This window comes from Pseudomonas sp. FG43 (genome assembly GCF_057809175.1).
In genome coordinates, this window is the sequence record NZ_JBMDJL010000014.1 from 113,566 (window position 1) to 131,417 (window position 17,852).

3 protein-coding genes are annotated in these 17,852 nt (G+C 61.2%); all 3 read left to right on the top strand.

Annotated features, from left to right (window positions below; all coding sequences use genetic code 11):
* Window positions 1-157 precede the first annotated feature (157 nt).
* Genes ACODS3_RS17330 through ACODS3_RS17340 form a run of 3 tightly spaced genes read left to right on the top strand, consistent with a single transcriptional unit; the run spans window position 158 to window position 17,852 of the window.
* The gene (locus tag ACODS3_RS17330; protein ID WP_489035435.1) at window positions 158-3,571 is read left to right on the top strand and encodes an amino acid adenylation domain-containing protein; all 3,414 of its coding nucleotides are present in this window, start codon (window positions 158-160) and stop codon (window positions 3,569-3,571) included.
* Window positions 3,568-11,382 carry an amino acid adenylation domain-containing protein gene (locus ACODS3_RS17335; protein WP_489035437.1) on the top strand — a complete coding sequence of 2,605 codons (7,815 nt, stop codon included), beginning with the start codon at window positions 3,568-3,570 and terminating at the stop codon, window positions 11,380-11,382. Before ACODS3_RS17330 ends, ACODS3_RS17335 begins: the two co-directional genes overlap by 4 nt.
* Before the next feature lie 14 nt (window positions 11,383-11,396).
* On the top strand, window positions 11,397-17,852 hold the full coding sequence (locus tag ACODS3_RS17340; RefSeq protein WP_489035439.1) for an amino acid adenylation domain-containing protein: 6,456 nt from the start codon (window positions 11,397-11,399) through the stop codon (window positions 17,850-17,852).

Here is a 17,852-nt window from a genome sequence, read left to right on the forward strand (position 1 = left end):
CTTACAGCGATTATTAGCGTTTTTGCATGCGCATGTTTTTGCGCATAAGGGCGATGTGCTACCGACCATTAATTTCCGTTAAATATTTTGCTTCCAATTCGTTCTTGTTCATACGACCAAGCCTCATGGTCAGGCCTATTCAGCAAGGACCCAATGCATGAATCCCGAACACGCCCATAAACTGGCTCGCCGTTTTGTCGAGCTGCCCCCTGAAAAACGTCGGTTGTTTCTCGACGGTATGCGCCAGGAGGACATGGACTTTTCGTTGTTCCCGATCCCGTCCTGCGTTGGGCTTGTTGAGCGTGATGGCTTGTCCTATGCGCAGCAGCGCATGTGGTTTCTCTGGCAACTCGACCCTGAAAGCTCAGCCTATAACCTGCCGATGTCGGTGTGCCTGAACGGTTCGCTGGATGTTGCCGTGCTGGAGCGCGCATTCAGTGCCTTGGTAGAGCGCCATGAAAGCCTGCGCACGACCTTCGGTCAGGACGGCGAACGTGCATTCCAGCGGGTGGCCGAGCCTGCGCCGGTGACCATCGAATTGCTGGACCTGAGCGCCTTGCCACTGGAAGAGCGCTGGTCGAAGGCTCATCGGGAAATGGCTCGCCAGGCCGAACAGTCTTTCGATCTGGAGAAAGGCCCGCTGTTCAGCATTCGCCTGTTGCGTCTGCAAGAGCAGGAGCATGTGTTGCTATTGAACCTGCATCACATGATCACCGACGGCTGGTCGATGAATGTACTGATCGATGAATGGTTGCGCGGCTACGATGCGCTGATTGCCGGCAAGCCTCTGCAACTGAATCCGCTGGCCGTGCAGTACCGCGATTATGCGTTGTGGCAGCGCAGTTGGCTGGAGGCGGGTGAGCAGGAGCGTCAGCTCGATTACTGGCGTGCGCATCTGGGTGAAGAGCATCCGGTGCTGGAGCTGCCCACCGACCGGCCACACCCGGCGTTGCCGACGCATCAGGGGGCGCGTCTTGAAATCTCGCTGGATACCGCGCTGTTGCGCGACCTGAAAACCCTGGCCCAGCGCCAGGGCGTCACCTTGTTCGTGGTGTTGCTGGCCTCCTTCAAGAGCCTGCTGCATCGCTATAGCGGGCAGACCGATATCCGCGTCGGCGGGTTGATTGCCAACCGTACGCGCAGTGAAACCGAAGGCCTGATCGGCTGTTTCATCAACACCCAGGTGCTGCGCAGCGAAGTGACGGCGGGCACCCGTTTTGTCGATCTGTTGCAGACCGTGCGTCAGGCGGCGATGGGCGCGCAATCGCATCAGGAATTGCCGTTCGACGCCGTGATCGATGCCTTGCAGCCTGAGCGTAGTCAGAGCCATAACCCGCTGTTCCAGGTGATGTTCAACCATCAGCCGGTGGTTGCCGATCTGTTGGACAAGCAATTGGAAAGCGGCCTGCGGGTCGCGAATCTGCCAGCGGAACAACAGGCCGCCGCCGGGCGTGCCCATGCTGCCGCCAGCGACCTGATGCTGGCCACCAGTGGTGAAGGCGAACAGCTCAATGCCGCCTTTACCTATGCCACCGATATCTTCGACGAGGCGACCATCGCCCGTCTGGCCGGGCATTGGCGCAATCTGCTGGCCTCGGCTTGTGCCAATCCGCAGCAGTCGGTGGGTGAGTTGTCGATGCTGGCGGCTGAAGAGCGTCAGCAGTTGCTGGATGTGGATGCCGCGCCACGAGCCAGCATTGCCACGCCCGCGCATCGTCTGTTCGAGGCACAGGTCAAGCGCACGCCCCAGGCTCAGGCTCTGGTCATGGCGGGCGAACGCCAGGCTCCCGGCCTGAGCTACGAACACCTGAATAAACTCAGCAATCGTCTGGCTCATCGCTTGCGCGAGCAGGGCGTTGGTCCTGACGTATTGGTAGGCATTGCGCTGGGCCGTTCGCTGGAAATGGCCGTGGCATTACTGGCCGTTCTCAAGGCGGGCGGGGCCTATGTGCCGCTGGACCCCAAGACACCAACCGAGCGCTTGAGCCATGTGTTGCAGGACAGCGGTCTCAAATGGCTGCTGACCCGCAGCGAGCTGCTGGCGAGCCTGCCGCCGCTGGGTGATATCCAGTGCTTGCTTCTGGATCAGCACGATGAACAGGGCGATGTCGCTGAACATGATCTGGATGTAAACGTCGATCCGGCCAATCTGGCTTACGTGATCTACACCTCCGGCTCCACCGGTCGTCCCAAGGGCGTGGCCATCAGTCATGGGGCGCTGGCCGAGTTCGTCACCCTGGGTGCGGCCTACAGCGATTTGCGCGAAGGCGATAAGGTCCTGCAATTCGCAACCAACAGTTTCGACGGCTTTGTGGAGCAGTTCTATCCGCCGCTCTGCAATGGCGCCTGTGTGGTGCTGCGCGATGATCGGCTCTGGGACAGTGCCACTTTCCATCAGGCGGTTGTCGAGCACGGTATTACCCTGGCGGACTTGCCAGCCGCGTACTGGCTGACGCTGGTTCAGGATTACGCTGCCCGGCCACCCGTTCACTATGGCGCGTTGCGTCAGATCCACGTGGGCGGCGAAGCCATGGCGGTTGAAGGTTTGCGCTTGTGGCGCAAGGCCGGGCTGGGCCATGTGCGTCTGCTCAACACTTACGGGCCGACCGAGGCCACGGTAGTTTCGAGCATCTACGATTGCAGCGCATTGACGCCTGAAGCCGTTTCCTGGCGTGGCGTGCCGATTGGTCAGGGGCTGGCGGGACGTCGCCTTTACGTGCTCGACGACCAGTTGAACCTGCTGCCGCAAGGCGCGGTGGGTGAGTTGTATATCGGTGGGCCTGGTCTGGCCCGGGGTTATCACGGCCAGCCGGCACTGAGCGCCGAGCGCTTTATCGCCGACCCGTTCGTGGCGGGTGAACGGCTTTATCGAACCGGCGACCGGGCGCGGCTGGGAGCCGATGGTGCGCTGGAATACATCGGTCGCGTCGATCATCAGGTGAAGATTCGCGGCTTCCGGATCGAGCTGGGAGAAATCGAATCGCGCCTGCAGCAGTGCTCCGGCATTCGCGAAGCGGTGGTTCTGGCGCTGCCACTGGCTGGCAGCACGCAACTGGTGGCTTATCTGGTTCCAGAATCCGTTGCAACCGGCGATGCCGAACAGGCGGCGTTGCGTCAGAACATCAAGTCCCAGCTGCAAGCCAGCCTGCCGGACTACATGGTGCCGACTCATCTGCTGCTGTTGCCGAACCTGCCGCTGACCCCCAGCGGCAAGCTCGACCGCAAGGCCTTGCCGGTTCCTGACCCAAGCCAGTTGCAGGCCACTTACCGCGCACCGCAAACCGAGTTGCAGGTCTGTCTGGCCGCCATCTGGGTGGAAGTGCTGCACGTCCCTCAGGTTGGTCTGGACGACCAGTTCTTCGAGCTGGGCGGTCATTCCCTGCTGGCCGCGCAAGTGATTGCCCGGATCAAGACGCAACTGGGTGTCAGCCTGCCGTTGCGCACGCTGTTCGAGAAACCTGTACTGAGCGATCTGGCCGCAGAAGTGGCGTTGCTCACCGATGACACGGCCGACAACGACTGGAGCGATATGGACCAGTTCATGGATTCACTGGAGGAATTTGGCGCATGACCGGGACTACTGCTGCACGTATCGCTAAACGCTTTGTCGGGCTGCCCCTCGAACAGCGTCAACAGTTCCTCGCCAGGCTGCGCCAGGAAGGCAAGGACTTCAGCCTGTTGCCGGTGCCGGTCAGTCGTCATGATTTTGCGCAGATCCCGCTGTCCTTCGCACAACAGCGTCTGCTGTTTCTCTGGCAGCTTGATCCGCTGAGCGATGCCTACAAGATGACCACCGGCCTGCGTTTGCGCGGTGAGCTGGACGAGTCGGCCTTGTTGCACTCGTTCGATCATCTGATCGAGCGCCATGAAGTGTTGCGCACGGTGTTCCACACCGAAGGCGATCAACCGCATCAAGTGATTCTCGACAACCAGCATGTGGCGCTGGAGCGTGTCGATCTGTCGGCGTTGTCGGTGGATGTGCGCGAGATCGAGCTGGCTCAGCAGGTCGAGCAGAGCACCCGTCAGCCGTTCGATCTGCAAAAGGGGCCGTTGCTGCGTGCCAGCTTGTACCGTCTGGCTGGCGACGAGTACGTGCTGGTGGTGAGCATGCATCACATCGTCTCCGATGGCTGGTCGATGGATGTGATGATTCAGGAGTTCGTGCATTGCTATCAGGCTTACAGCGAGAGCCGTGAACCTGTGTTGCCGGAATTACCCTTGCAGTACGCCGACTATGCGATCTGGCAGCGCAAATGGCTGGAGGCGGGCGAGGGCGAGCGGCAGCTCGATTACTGGCGTCAGCAACTGGGTGATGAGCAGCCACTGCTGGATGCTGCCCATGATTTTCAGCGGCCTGCGACCCAGAGCTTTCAGGGCGAGCGCCTGCACTTCGACTTCGGCCTCGACCTGTCCCGCCAACTGAACGCCTTTGCCCGTAGCCAGGGCATGAGCCTGTTCATGCTGGTACTGGCCGGTTTTTCCCTGTTCCTGTCCCGCAAGGCCGGGCAACGGGATATCCGTATCGGTGTACCCAATGCCAACCGTGGCCGGGCTGAAACCGAAGGCCTTATCGGCTTTTTCATCAACACTCAGGTGCTGCGCTGCGAAGTGGACGAACGCCTGAGCTATCTCGATCTGCTGGCCCGGATTCGTGAGACTTCCTTTGGTGCCCAGGCTCATCAGGATGTGCCGTTCGAGCAACTGGTGGATCAACTGGCACCGGAGCGCAGCCTGGGTCACAACCCGCTGTTCCAGGCCAAGTTCAACCAGAACGTGGTCCTCAAGCAGAAAGTGGCGCTCAAGCTGCCGGGGCTGGAAGTCAGCGAGTATGAGTTCCACAAGGATGGCGCGCATTTCGATCTGGCGCTGGATATCACCGACGACGGCACGTTGATCCATGGCGACATGACTTTCGCCAGCGATCTGTACAAGCGCTCGACCATCGAGGGCTTCATTCCTGCCTTGCTGGAGCTGTTCAAAACCTTGCTGGCGGCTCCCGAAGCGCCTTTGTTCAGTCTGGGCGCGTTGCCGGTCCAGCAGCCGCAAGTTGCCCGTGAACCTGCTGCGCAGGTGCTGCAACAATGGAATGTTCAGGTCGAGAAGCAGCCCCATGCCTTGGCCGCTCGTTGCCTTGAACATACCTTGAGCACTGCCGAGCTGGATCAGGCGGCCAACCGCCTCGCACATCATCTGGCGAGCCTGGGCGTGGGCGAAGGCCAACCCGTGGCCGTGCTGATGGAGCGTTCGCTGGAATGGCTCACGGCGGTGTTGGCGATCTTCAAGGCGGGCGGCGTCTACATGCCACTGGACGTCAAGGCGCCGGATGCGCGCCTGCAACAGATGTTGGAGGGTGCCCGCGCGCGGGTACTGCTGTGTGCCGAAGGCGATCAGCGCCAGACCTCGCTGGCAGTCGCTGGCTGTCAGGGCCTGGCCTATGCGCCGACGCAGTGGCAGCACCAGTCTGTGAGCAGTCCGGTTATTGAGGTTTCGGCACAGTCGCCAGCCTATGTGATTCACACCTCCGGCTCCACTGGCCAGCCCAAGGGTGTACTGGTCAGTCATGGCGCGCTGGCCAGCTATGTGCGCGGCCTGCTTGAACGTCTGGATCTGGCGCCGAACGCCAGCATGGCGCTGGTCTCGACCATCGCCGCCGACCTGGGCCATACCGTGCTGTTCGGTGCCCTGTGTTCCGGGCGTCCCTTGCACGTGCTGACCGAGTCCTTGGGGTTCGATCCGGACGGTTTTGCCGAGTACATGGTCGAGCATCGCGTCGGCGTATTGAAAATCGTGCCCGGCCATCTTGCGGCCCTGTTGCAGGCCGCCAATCCCGCCGACGTACTGCCACAGCATGCGCTGATCGTGGGTGGCGAGGCTTGTCCGCCAGGCTTGTTCGAGCAGGTTCGTCAGCTCAAGCCGGGCTGCCGTTTCATCAACCATTACGGCCCCAGTGAAACCACGGTCGGTGTGCTGACCCATGAAGTCCGGGCCATCGATCCGTCCCGCTCCGTGCCGGTGGGGACGCCGTTGCCGGGTGCTCACGGTTACGTGCTGGACGATGTGCTGAACCTGAGCGACGAACAGGTTGCGGGCGAGTTGTACATTGGTGGCGACAGCGTGGCGCTGGGTTATCTCGGGCAACCGGGCCTGACGGCCGAACGTTTTGTGCCGGACCCCTTTGCCGGTGAAGGACAGCGCGCCTATCGCAGTGGTGATCGGGTGCGTCGCAGCCGCCAGGGGCTGCTGGAGTTCATCGGTCGCAGCGACGATCAGGTGAAAGTGCGCGGTTATCGCGTGGAGCCTGCCGAAGTGGCGCGGGTACTGCTGCGTTTCGAGTCAGTGGCCGAGGCTGCGGTGGTGGCGCAAGCGGTTGAAGGTGACGAGTCCCGTCTGCAACTTGTGGCTTATTGCGTGGCCGCTGCGGGCACGACGTTGCAGGTCGAAGACCTGCGCGAACAACTGACCGCCAGCCTGCCGGAATACCTGGTGCCTGCGCAGTTCGTGGTGCTGGAGCGTCTGCCGCTGACCGCCAACGGCAAGCTGGATAAACGCGCCTTGCCCAAGCCGGGCGTGGTCAAACAGCGCTATACCGCACCGGTCGGCGAGATCGAGGAAAAACTCGCGGCGGTCTGGGCCGATGTACTCAAGCTGGATAAGGTCGGCACCACCGATAACTTCTTCGAGCTGGGCGGGGATTCGATCCTCAGCCTGCAAATCATCGCCCGCGCCAAACGCCAGGGCCTCAAGCTGAGCCCCAAGCAACTGTTCGAGAAACAGACCATCGCCCAGTTGGCGACGGTGGCCAAGCTGATCCAGAAGAAGCCTGCTGCGGTGGTCGAGCAGGTCAGCGGGAGCTTGCCGCTGCTGCCGATCCAGGCACGTTTCTTCGAGATGAACATTCCCGAGCGTCACCACTGGAACCAGTCGGTGATGCTCAAGCCCAGCAGCCCGCTGGAAGCCAGTCATCTGCTGGCAGCCTTGCAGGCTCTGATCGAGCAGCATGACGCCTTGCGCCTGGGTTTTGCCCAGCAGGATGGTGAGTGGCAGGCGACCTTCGGGCCGCTGTCCACCCGCGACCTGCTGTGGGTGCATGAGCTGGACGATCTGTCGCGCCTGACCGAACTGGCCGACGAAGCCCAGCGCAGTCTGGACCTGAAAAACGGCCCGCTATTGCGCGCAGTATTGGTGAGCCTGCCCGAAGGCGAACAGCGTCTGCTGCTGGTCATCCATCACTTGGTAGTGGACGGCGTATCGTGGCGTGTCTTGCTGGAAGACCTGCAACAGGCTTACGTCGCCCTGAATACCGGCAAGGCTCTGGCGCTGCCCGCCAAGACCAGTTCCCTCAAGGCCTGGGCTGAGCAACTGCATCGTTATGCCGCCAGCGAAACCCTGGCTGCCGAACGTGATTACTGGCGACAAACCCTCAGTGGCGATATCCAGCCGCTGCCTTGTGACAATCCGCTCGGCACGCAACGCAATCGCGATGTCGCCCATGCTTCGTCCTGGCTGAGCAAAGACCTCACCCACAAGCTGCTCAAGGTGGCGCCAGCGGCTTACCGGACTCAGGTCAACGACCTGCTGCTGACCGCGCTGGCGCAGGTGCTGTGCCAGTGGAGCCAGCAGCCATCGGTGTTGATCCAGCTTGAAGGCCACGGCCGCGAAGACCTGTTTGACGATATGGACCTGAGCCGCACTGTCGGCTGGTTCAGCAGCCTGTTCCCGGTCAAGGTGACATCGCAGGCCGATACGGGCGCCAGCATCTGCGGCATCAAGGAGCAATTGCGGGCCGTGCCGAACAAAGGCGTCGGCTATGGCGTTCTGCGTTATCTGGGCGATGCCGGTTTTGGTCGTGAACTGGCTGCCTTGCCGCAAGCGCAGGTCACCTTCAACTACCTGGGACAATTCGACGGCAGCTTCAGTGAACGTGACGGCGCATTGTTTGTGCCGAGCGCGGACAGCTGCGGCCATGCCTTGAGTGAAGACGGGCCGTTGAGCAACTGGCTGAGCATCAATGGCCAGGTATTCGATGGACAGTTGCAACTGGACTGGGCATTCAGTGCCGAGGTCTATCAGGCTTCGACCATCGAGGCTCTGGCGCGTCAGTACGAGCAGGCGCTGACAGAGGTCATCGAACACTGCCTCAATGGCCAGCAGGGCGTTACGCCATCGGACTTCCCGCTGGCGGCCCTGACTCAGGCGCAGTTGGACCGCTTGCCGATTGCCGCCGCAAATATCGACGATATCTACCCGCTGGCACCGATGCAGCAAGGCATGTTGTTCCATAGCCTTTTCGAGCATGAAGCAGGCAACTACATCAACCAGTTGCGCGTCGATGTGTCGGGGCTGGACGTCGAACGCTTCAAGGCTGCCTGGCAAGCTTCTGTGGATGCTCATGAGGTGCTGCGCAGTGCATTCGTCAGCCATCTTGAGCACTCGCTGCAAGTGGTGCAGCGCCAGGCAACCCTGCCGTTCATTGAGCTGGACGCTCGCGGACAACAGGCGACATGGCTGGATGACTGGGCGCAGGCTGACCGCCAGAAAGGCTTCGATCTGACCCAGGGGCCATTGTTGCGTCTGGCGCTGCTGCGTACGACGGACAATACCCATCACCTGATCTACACCAGCCATCACATCCTCATGGACGGCTGGAGCAGTTCGCGCCTGTTGGGTGAAGTGCTGCAACGCTACAGCGGCCAGCCGCTGCCACAGCAGGGTAGCCGTTATCGCGATTACATCGAATGGCTGCAACGCCAGGATGCCCAGGCCAGCGAGCGCTTCTGGACGGAACAGGTGGCCGAACTGGACGAGCCGACCCGTCTGGTCCAGGCGCTTAAATCCAGTGCAGGCGGGCAGGGTTATGGCGATTACTTCCACCTGATCGATGCTGTCGGCACCCAGCGCCTGAGCGAGTTTGCCCGCGAGCAGCGCGTGACGCTCAACACCTTGGTGCAATCGGCGTGGCTGTTGCTGTTGCAGCGCTACACCGGTCAAGCCAGCGTGACCTTTGGCGCAACCGTGGCAGGACGCCCGGCGGACTTGCCAGGGGTTGAAGAGCAGCTTGGCCTGTTCATCAATACCTTGCCGGTCATCGCCAGCCCGCGACCTGAACAGACCGTCGCTGACTGGGTGCAGCACGTGCAGGCCAAGAACCTTGCCCTGCGCGAGTTTGAGCACACGCCGCTGTACGAAATCCAGCGTCTGGCGGCCAGCGGCGGCGAGGCGTTGTTCGACAATATTCTGGTGTTCGAGAACTACCCGGTGTCCGAAGCCTTGCAACAGGCCCCGGCAGGCTTGGCTTTCAGTGGGTTGCACAATCAGGAACAGGCGCATTATCCGCTGACGCTGGTTGTCGAGGCTGCCGATGTGCTGTCGGTACGTTTCAGCTACGACTGCCAGCACTTTGGTGCAGAGGCCGTGGCGCAACTGGCCAGCCATTTCGATCACTTGCTGCAAACCCTGAGCGCTGCACCATCGGCCTCGTTGGGCGAACTGGCATTGCCCACCGGCTGGACGCAAGCCGTGCAGGCGTGGCCAAGCGCGCAGTGCGCTCACCAGTTGATCGAAACCCAGGCCGCTCGTGTGCCTCAGGCCATTGCCTTGACTCTGGGCAATGAGCAACTGACTTACGACGCACTGAACCGTCGCGCCAACCAGCTGGCTCACAAACTGCGCGAGCAGGGCGTTGGCCCGGATGTGCGGGTCGGTCTGGCGGTGGAGCGCAGCCTGGAAATGATCGTCGGCCTGCTAGCGATCCTCAAGGCCGGTGGCGCCTATGTGCCGCTGGACCCGGATTCCCCATCTGAGCGCCTGAACTACCTGATGGACGACAGCGGCATTACTTTGCTGCTGACCCAGGATCACCTGCTGGCCAGCCTGCCGCTGCCGCCGCAGGTGCAGACCCTGTCGCTGAGCGATTCGCTGGAAGGCTATGCCGACAGCAACCTGGTCAACCTGACGACGCCGGATAACCTGGCCTACGTGATCTACACCTCGGGTTCGACTGGCAAACCGAAAGGCACGCTGTTGCCGCATCACAACCTGATGCGCCTGTTTGCCGCCACCGATGACTGGTTCAAGTTTGACGATCAGGATGTCTGGACGCTGTTCCATTCCTACGCCTTCGACTTCTCGGTCTGGGAGATTTTTGGCGCGTTGTTGCACGGCGGTCGCCTGGTGATCGTGCCTCGCGACGTCAGCCGCTCGCCGGAAGATTTCCATGCCTTGCTGGCGCAGGAAAACGTCACGGTGCTGAACCAGACGCCGTCGGCGTTCAAGCAGTTGATGCGGGTGGCGTGCGACAGCGAAAAAGCTCTGGCCCTGCGCTCGGTGATCTTCGGTGGCGAAGCGCTGGACGTGGCAAGTCTTGCTCCATGGTTCGAGCGCTTTGGCGACCAGAGCCCGCAACTGATCAATATGTACGGCATCACTGAAACCACGGTTCACGTGACCTATCGCCCGATCAGCCAGGCAGACACCCTGAGTGCCGCCAGCCCGATTGGCGAGGCGATTCCTGATCTGTCCTGGTACGTGCTGGACGCGGACTTCAACCCGGTAGCGCTGGGTTGCAGTGGCGAACTGCATATCGGCCATGCCGGTCTGGCGCGGGGTTATCACAACCGTGCAGCCCTGACGGCCGAACGCTTCGTGCCAGACCCGTTCTCCCAGGACGGCGGCCGCTTGTATCGCACCGGCGACCTGGCCCGCTATCGCGCCGAAGGGGTAATCGAGTACGCCGGACGTATCGACCATCAGGTGAAGATTCGCGGCTTCCGTATCGAACTGGGTGAAATCGAGGCGCGCCTGCTGGCTCAGGCCAGCGTTCGCGAAGTCACCGTGCTGGCGCTGGACGGGCAACTGGCGGCGTATCTGGTGCCTCAGGATTCAAGCAGCGATCCGCAAACCCTGCGCGAAGAACTGAAAGCCGAACTCAAGGCGCATCTGCCGGATTACATGGTGCCTACCCATTTCGTGGTGCTGGACGCCATGCCGCTGACCGGCAACGGCAAACTGGATCGCAAGGCCTTGCCGAAACCGGATGCCAGCCAGTTGCAGAACAGCTATGTGGCGCCCGAAAGCGAGCTGGAGCAGCAACTGGCAGCCATCTGGGCGGACGTGCTGAAAGTCGAGCGAGTCGGGCTGAATGACAACTTCTTCGAGCTGGGCGGTCATTCGCTGGTGGCGGTGCAGGTGCTGGTCCGTGTGCGCGAGCAATTGCAGCACGAGGTTTCGCTCAAAGAGTTGTTCGAACAACCTTGTGTGGCGGGTCTGGTTGCCGTGATCGAGCAAAAAAATGGCAAAAGTGACCCTGCACTGGACGAATTGACTAAATCGCTAGAGGCACTCAAACGTTTATCAGCGGAGGAAATTGATAATTTGATTGCTTAGCAGGAGATACCCCCGTGCAAGAGTTGCTTGAGTCCGTAAAATCGCTGTCCGCCCGTGAACGCAAGGCGCTGGCGGTACTGCTGAAGCGACAGGGGGTGAATCTCTACGCCGTCACGCCAATCTTCAAGAGAGAGTCGCAGGAAGGTTCTGCGCTCTCTTTCGCCCAGCAGCGGCAATGGATCATCTGGCAGCTTGAGCCACAAAGCGCCGCCTACAACATCCCCCTGGCCCTGCGCCTGCACGGCACCCTGAATGTCGAGGCCTTGCGCCGCAGTGTCGAGCACTTGATCGCCCGTCATGAAACCCTGCGCACGACCTTCGAGCAGCAAGGCGATAACGCCCTTCAAGTGGTTCATCCGGCTGGCGCTTTCGCCCTGAGCGTGGACCGGCTTCAGAGCGGTGAAACGGTCGAGACGTACGTCGAACAGGAAGTGCAACGGCCCTTCGATCTGCAACAAGGGCCGCTCTTGCGGGTCAAGCTATTGAGCTTGAGCGATGACGAGCATGTGTTGGTCCTGACCCAGCACCATATCGTCTCAGATGGTTGGTCGATGCCGATCATGGTCGATGAGCTGCTGCGCTTTTACGAAGCCTGCAGCCAGGGACGCGAGCCGGAACTGGCCGCGCTGCCGATCCAGTACGCCGACTATGCGCTCTGGCAACGTAACTGGCTGGAGATGGGTGAGCAGGAGCGCCAGCTGACCTATTGGAAAAACCAGTTGGGCGACCAGCCGCCAGTGCTTGAACTGCCCACCGATCGTCCACGCCCGGCCGTGCGGACCTATGGCGGCGCACGCCTCAATGTCGAACTGGATAGCACATTGCTGGGCCGTTTGAAGGACGTGGCGCGGCAACAGGGCGTTACCTTGTTCATGCTGTTGCTGGCGTCGTTCCAGACCCTGCTGCATCGCTACACCGGGCAAAGCGATGTACGTGTCGGCGTGCCGATTGCCAACCGCAACCGCGCCGAAACCGAGGGCCTGATCGGCTTTTTCGTCAACACCCAGGTGCTCAAGGCAGAGTTCGATCCGCAGACAACGGTTGTCCAGTTGTTGCAGCAGATCAAGCAGACTGCCTTGCAGGCTCAGGCTCATCAGGACCTGCCATTCGAGCAACTGGTGGAAGCCTTGCAGCCGGAGCGTGACTTGAGTCGCAGCCCGTTGTTTCAGGTTGCCTATAACCATCAGACCCAAGGCCGGAACGAGGCCCGCCAGTTGCCCGGCTTGCGTCTGGAATATCAGGTGTCGGACAAGCACACCGCGCAGTTCGACCTGACCCTGGATACCTGCGAGCGGGAAGACGGCCTGGGTGCTTCGCTGATCTACGCCACTGACCTGTTCGATGCCGCCACCATCGAGCGCATGGCCGAGCACTGGCGCAATGTGCTGCACGCCATGACGGCTAATCTCCATCAGCGGATTGCGGACCTGCCCTTGCTGAGCGCTGCCGAACGTGAGCAAACATTGCAGGACTGGAACCGTGATGCGGCGGTTTACCCCAGCGAGCAGTGTGCCCATCAAGTGATCGAAACCCAGGCCGCTCGCGTACCGCAGGCCATTGCCCTGACTCTGGGCAATGAGCAACTGACCTACGATGCACTGAACCGTCGCGCCAACCAGCTGGCTCACAAGCTGCGCGAGCAGGGCGTTGGTCCGGACGTGCGGGTCGGTCTGGCGGTGGAGCGCAGCCTGGAAATGATCGTCGGCCTGCTAGCGATCCTCAAGGCCGGTGGCGCCTATGTGCCGCTGGACCCGGATTCCCCATCTGAGCGCCTGAACTACCTGATGGACGACAGCGGCATTACTTTGCTGCTGACCCAGGATCACCTGCTGGCCAGCCTGCCGCTGCCGCTGCAGGTGCAGACCCTGTCGCTGAGCGATTCGCTGGAAGGCTATGCCGACAGCAACCCGGTCAACCTGACGACGCCGGATAACCTGGCCTACGTGATCTACACCTCGGGTTCGACTGGCAAACCGAAAGGCACGCTGTTGCCGCATCACAACCTGATGCGCCTGTTTGCCGCCACCGATGACTGGTTCAAGTTTGACGATCAGGATGTCTGGACGCTGTTCCATTCCTACGCCTTCGACTTCTCGGTCTGGGAGATTTTCGGCGCATTGCTGCACGGCGGTCGCCTGGTCATCGTGCCTCGCGACGTCAGCCGTTCGCCGGAAGATTTCCATGCCTTGCTGGCGCAGGAAAACGTCACGGTGCTGAACCAGACGCCATCGGCGTTCAAGCAGTTGATGCGGGTGGCGTGCGACAGCGAAAAAGCTCTGGCCCTGCGCTCGGTGATCTTCGGTGGCGAAGCGCTGGATGTGGCAAGTCTTGCTCCATGGTTTGAACGTTTTGGCGACCAAAGCCCGCAACTGATCAATATGTACGGCATCACCGAAACCACGGTTCACGTGACCTATCGCCCGATCACCCAGGCCGACACCCTGAGTGCCGCCAGCCCGATTGGCGAGGCGATTCCTGATCTGTCCTGGTACGTGCTGGACGCGGATTTCAACCCGGTAGCGCTGGGTTGCAGTGGCGAACTGCATATCGGTCATGCCGGTCTGGCGCGGGGTTATCACAATCGCGCAGCCCTGACGGCCGAACGCTTCGTGCCGGACCCGTTCTCTCAGGACGGCGGTCGCCTGTATCGCACTGGCGACCTGGCCCGCTATCGCGCCGAAGGGGTAATCGAGTACGCCGGACGTATCGACCATCAAGTGAAGATTCGCGGCTTCCGTATCGAACTGGGTGAAATCGAGACGCGCCTGCTGGCTCAGGCCAGCGTTCGCGAAGTCACCGTGCTGGCGCTGGACGGGCAACTGGCGGCGTATCTGGTGCCTCAGGATTCAAGCAGCGATCCGCAAACCCTGCGCGAAGAACTGAAAGCCGAACTCAAGGCGCATCTGCCGGATTACATGGTGCCGACTCATTTCGTGTTGCTGGACGCCATGCCGCTGACCGGCAACGGCAAGCTGGACCGCAAGGCCTTGCCGAAACCGGATGCCAGCCAGTTGCAGAACAGCTATGTGGCGCCGCAAAGCGAACTGGAGCAGCAACTGGCAGCCATCTGGGCAGACGTGCTGAAAGTCGAGCGGGTTGGTTTGAACGACAACTTCTTCGAGCTGGGCGGCCACTCGCTGCTGGCAACTCAGGTGATTTCCCGGATTCGTCAGCAGCTGAACCTCGAACTGTCATTGCGTAACCTGTTTGAAGCTCAGAGTCTGGCCAGTTTTGCTCAGGCTGCGGATCAGGGCCAGAGCAGCAAGGCTCCAGGATTCGTTAAAGCAGACCGAAGCCAGCCGCTGGGCTTGTCCTATGCCCAGCAACGTCAGTGGTTCCTCTGGCAACTGGAGCCGGAAAGCACCGCGTACAACATGCCTGCGGCCTTGCGCCTGAGCGGGTCGCTGGATATCGAGGCTTTGGAGCAGAGCTTTACGGTCCTGATTGCCCGTCATGAAACCCTGCGCACGACCTTCCGCCAGAACGGCGAGCAGGCTGTACAGATCGTGCATCCTGCGTCGCTGTTCACCCTGCCTGTCGAACACGTGCCTGCGGGGCAGACACTGCAAGCCTGCGTGCAACAGGAAGTGCAGCGTTCCTTCGATCTGGAGCAAGGGCCGCTTTTGCGGGTCAAGCTGCTTAACCTGGGCGAGAACGAGCATGTGCTGGTTCTGACCCAGCACCATATCGTCTCCGATGGCTGGTCGATGCCGATCATGGTCGATGAGCTGGTGCGCCTGTACGAAGGCTACAGCCAGGGGCATGAAGTCGATCTGGGTGAACTGGCGATTCAGTACGCCGATTACGCCCTGTGGCAGCGCACCTGGATGGAGGCGGGTGAACAGGCCCGTCAACTGGCGTACTGGAAAGAACAGCTGGGCGACGAGCAGCCGATTCTGGAATTGCCTGCGGACCGGCCAAGGCCCGTCGTGCAAAGCCATGCTGGTGCAAGATTCGGCCTTGAGCTGGAAAACGGTCTGGTGGATAGCCTCAGAAACGTGGCGCGTCAGGAAGGCGTGACGCTGTTCATGTTGCTGCTGGCCTCTTTCCAGAGCCTGCTGCATCGCCATTCGGGACAAAACGATATTCGGGTCGGTGTGCCGATTGCCAACCGTACCCGTGCTGAAACCGAAGGTTTGATTGGCTTCTTCGTCAACACTCAGGTGCTGCGCGCCGGGTTCGACCTGCACACCACGTTCAGCGAGCTGTTGCAGCAGGTCAGGCAGACGGCCTTACAGGCTCAGGCCCATCAGGAACTGCCATTCGAGCAACTGGTGGAAGCCTTGCAGCCACAGCGCAGCCTGAGCCATAGCCCGTTGTTCCAGGTGATGTTCAATCACCAGACCCAAGGCAATGCCGAGGTTCGTGAGTTGTCCGGGCTGAGTGTTCAGGGCCTTGAGTCGGACAGCCATGCGGCGCAGTTCGACCTGAGCCTTGGCACCACGGAGCATGCCGATGGCGTGAGCGTAGGTCTGACTTACGCGACCGCGCTGTTCGACAGTGCGACCATCGAGCGTATGGCCGAGCACTGGCTGAGCTTGCTGAAAGCCATCTGCATCAACACCCGCCAGCGGGTCAGCGAACTGCCGATGCAAAGCGAGGCCGAGCGTCAGCAGATTCTGCAAGGCTGGAACCACAGCGCCGCCGCTTACCCGAGCGAGCAATGCCTGCCGGCACTGATCGAGGCTCAGGTTCAGGACACGCCGGATGCGGTGGCATTGGTTCTCGGCAATGAACAACTGACCTATCGCCAGCTCAACAGCCGCGCCAACCAACTGGCCCACAAGCTTCGCGAACTGGGCGTCGGCCCGGATGTGCTGGTGGGTGTCGCGGTGCAGCGCAGCCTGGAGCAGGTAGTCGGTCTGCTGGCAATCCTCAAGGCGGGCGGCGCCTATGTGCCGCTGGACCCGGATTTCCCTCAGGACCGTCTGGCCTACATGATCGAAGACAGCGGCCTGCAATTGCTGCTGACCCAGACGGCGCTGCGCGAGCGTCTGCCGATCCCGGCATCTGTCCAGAGCCTGTGCCTGGATCAGGCCGGTGAGTGGCTGGCAGGCTACAGCGACGAGAACCCGATCAACCCGGCGCATCCGCAAAACCTGGCCTATGTGATCTACACCTCCGGCTCCACCGGTCTGCCAAAAGGCGTGACCATCGGCCATCAGGCGCTGGTCAACTTCCTCCATAGCATGGCGGAGCAGCCGGGGCTGAATGCTCAAGATAAAGTCCTGTCCTTGACTTCGCTGTCGTTCGATATCGCCGGGTTGGAGCTGTACCTGCCGCTGATGCGCGGAGCTTCGGTGGTGCTGTTGCGCCCTGATGAAAACAAGGACCCGCAAGCCTTGCTGGCGGTGATCGAGCAACAGGTTGTCAGCGTGATCCAGGCCACACCGTCTACCTGGCGCATGCTGCTGGACAGCGCTCCGGCAGGCGCCTTGCACGGCAAGACTCTGCTGTGTGGCGGCGAGGCCTTGAGCGTCGAGCTGGCCCAACGGCTGATCGATCAGGCCGGGCATGTCTGGAACGTCTACGGGCCGACGGAAACCACCATCTGGTCGGCGCGCCATTACCTGACCCGCAGTGACGATATCTGGCTGGGCCGGCCTTTGGCCAATACCCGTCTGCACATCGTCAGTGACGATATCAATGTGTTGCCGATCGGCACCCGAGGCGAGCTGCTGATCGGTGGCGATGGCCTGGCTCGCGGTTATCACCAGCGTGCTGCGTTGACCGCCGAGCGCTTCATTCCCGATCCGTTCGGCCCGCCCGGTTCGCGGCTGTACCGCACCGGCGACCTGACGCGCTATCACGCCGACGGTGTGATCGAGTACGTCGGGCGCCTGGACCATCAGGTGAAGATTCGCGGTTTCCGTATCGAACTGGGTGAAATCGAAGCCAGCCTGCAGGAACACCCAGGCGTGCATGAAGGGGTGGTCATCGATATCGACGGGCCGGCGGGCAAGCAACTGGTGGCTTATCTGGTTCCCGCCGAGGAGGGGCAAGACCCCAACACCCTGCGCGATGAACTGAAGGCGCATTTGCGGGCCGGTCTGCCGGATTACATGGTGCCGAGCCACTTCGTCTGCTTGCAGCATATGCCGCTGACCCCCAACGGCAAGCTGGACCGCAAGGCTCTGCCCAAGCCCGATGCCAGCCAGTTGCAGCGCAGCTATGTCGCGCCGTCTACCGAGCAGGAGCGGCAGATCGCCGAGATCTGGGCGCAGGTGCTGAAGGTCGAGCGTGTCGGCCTGACTGATGACTTTTTCGAGCTGGGCGGGCACTCGCTCTTGGCGGCCCAGCTCATTTCCAGAATCCACTCGGGCCTGGGGATCGATGTCCCTCTGCGCCTTATTTTCGAGAAGCCGCAATTGAACGAATTTATCCAGGCATTTGAAAACAGCGGCTTGTCGCTGACCGAGGACGGTTTGTCCGATATCGAAAAAATGATGAATGAAATGGCGGGTATCTGA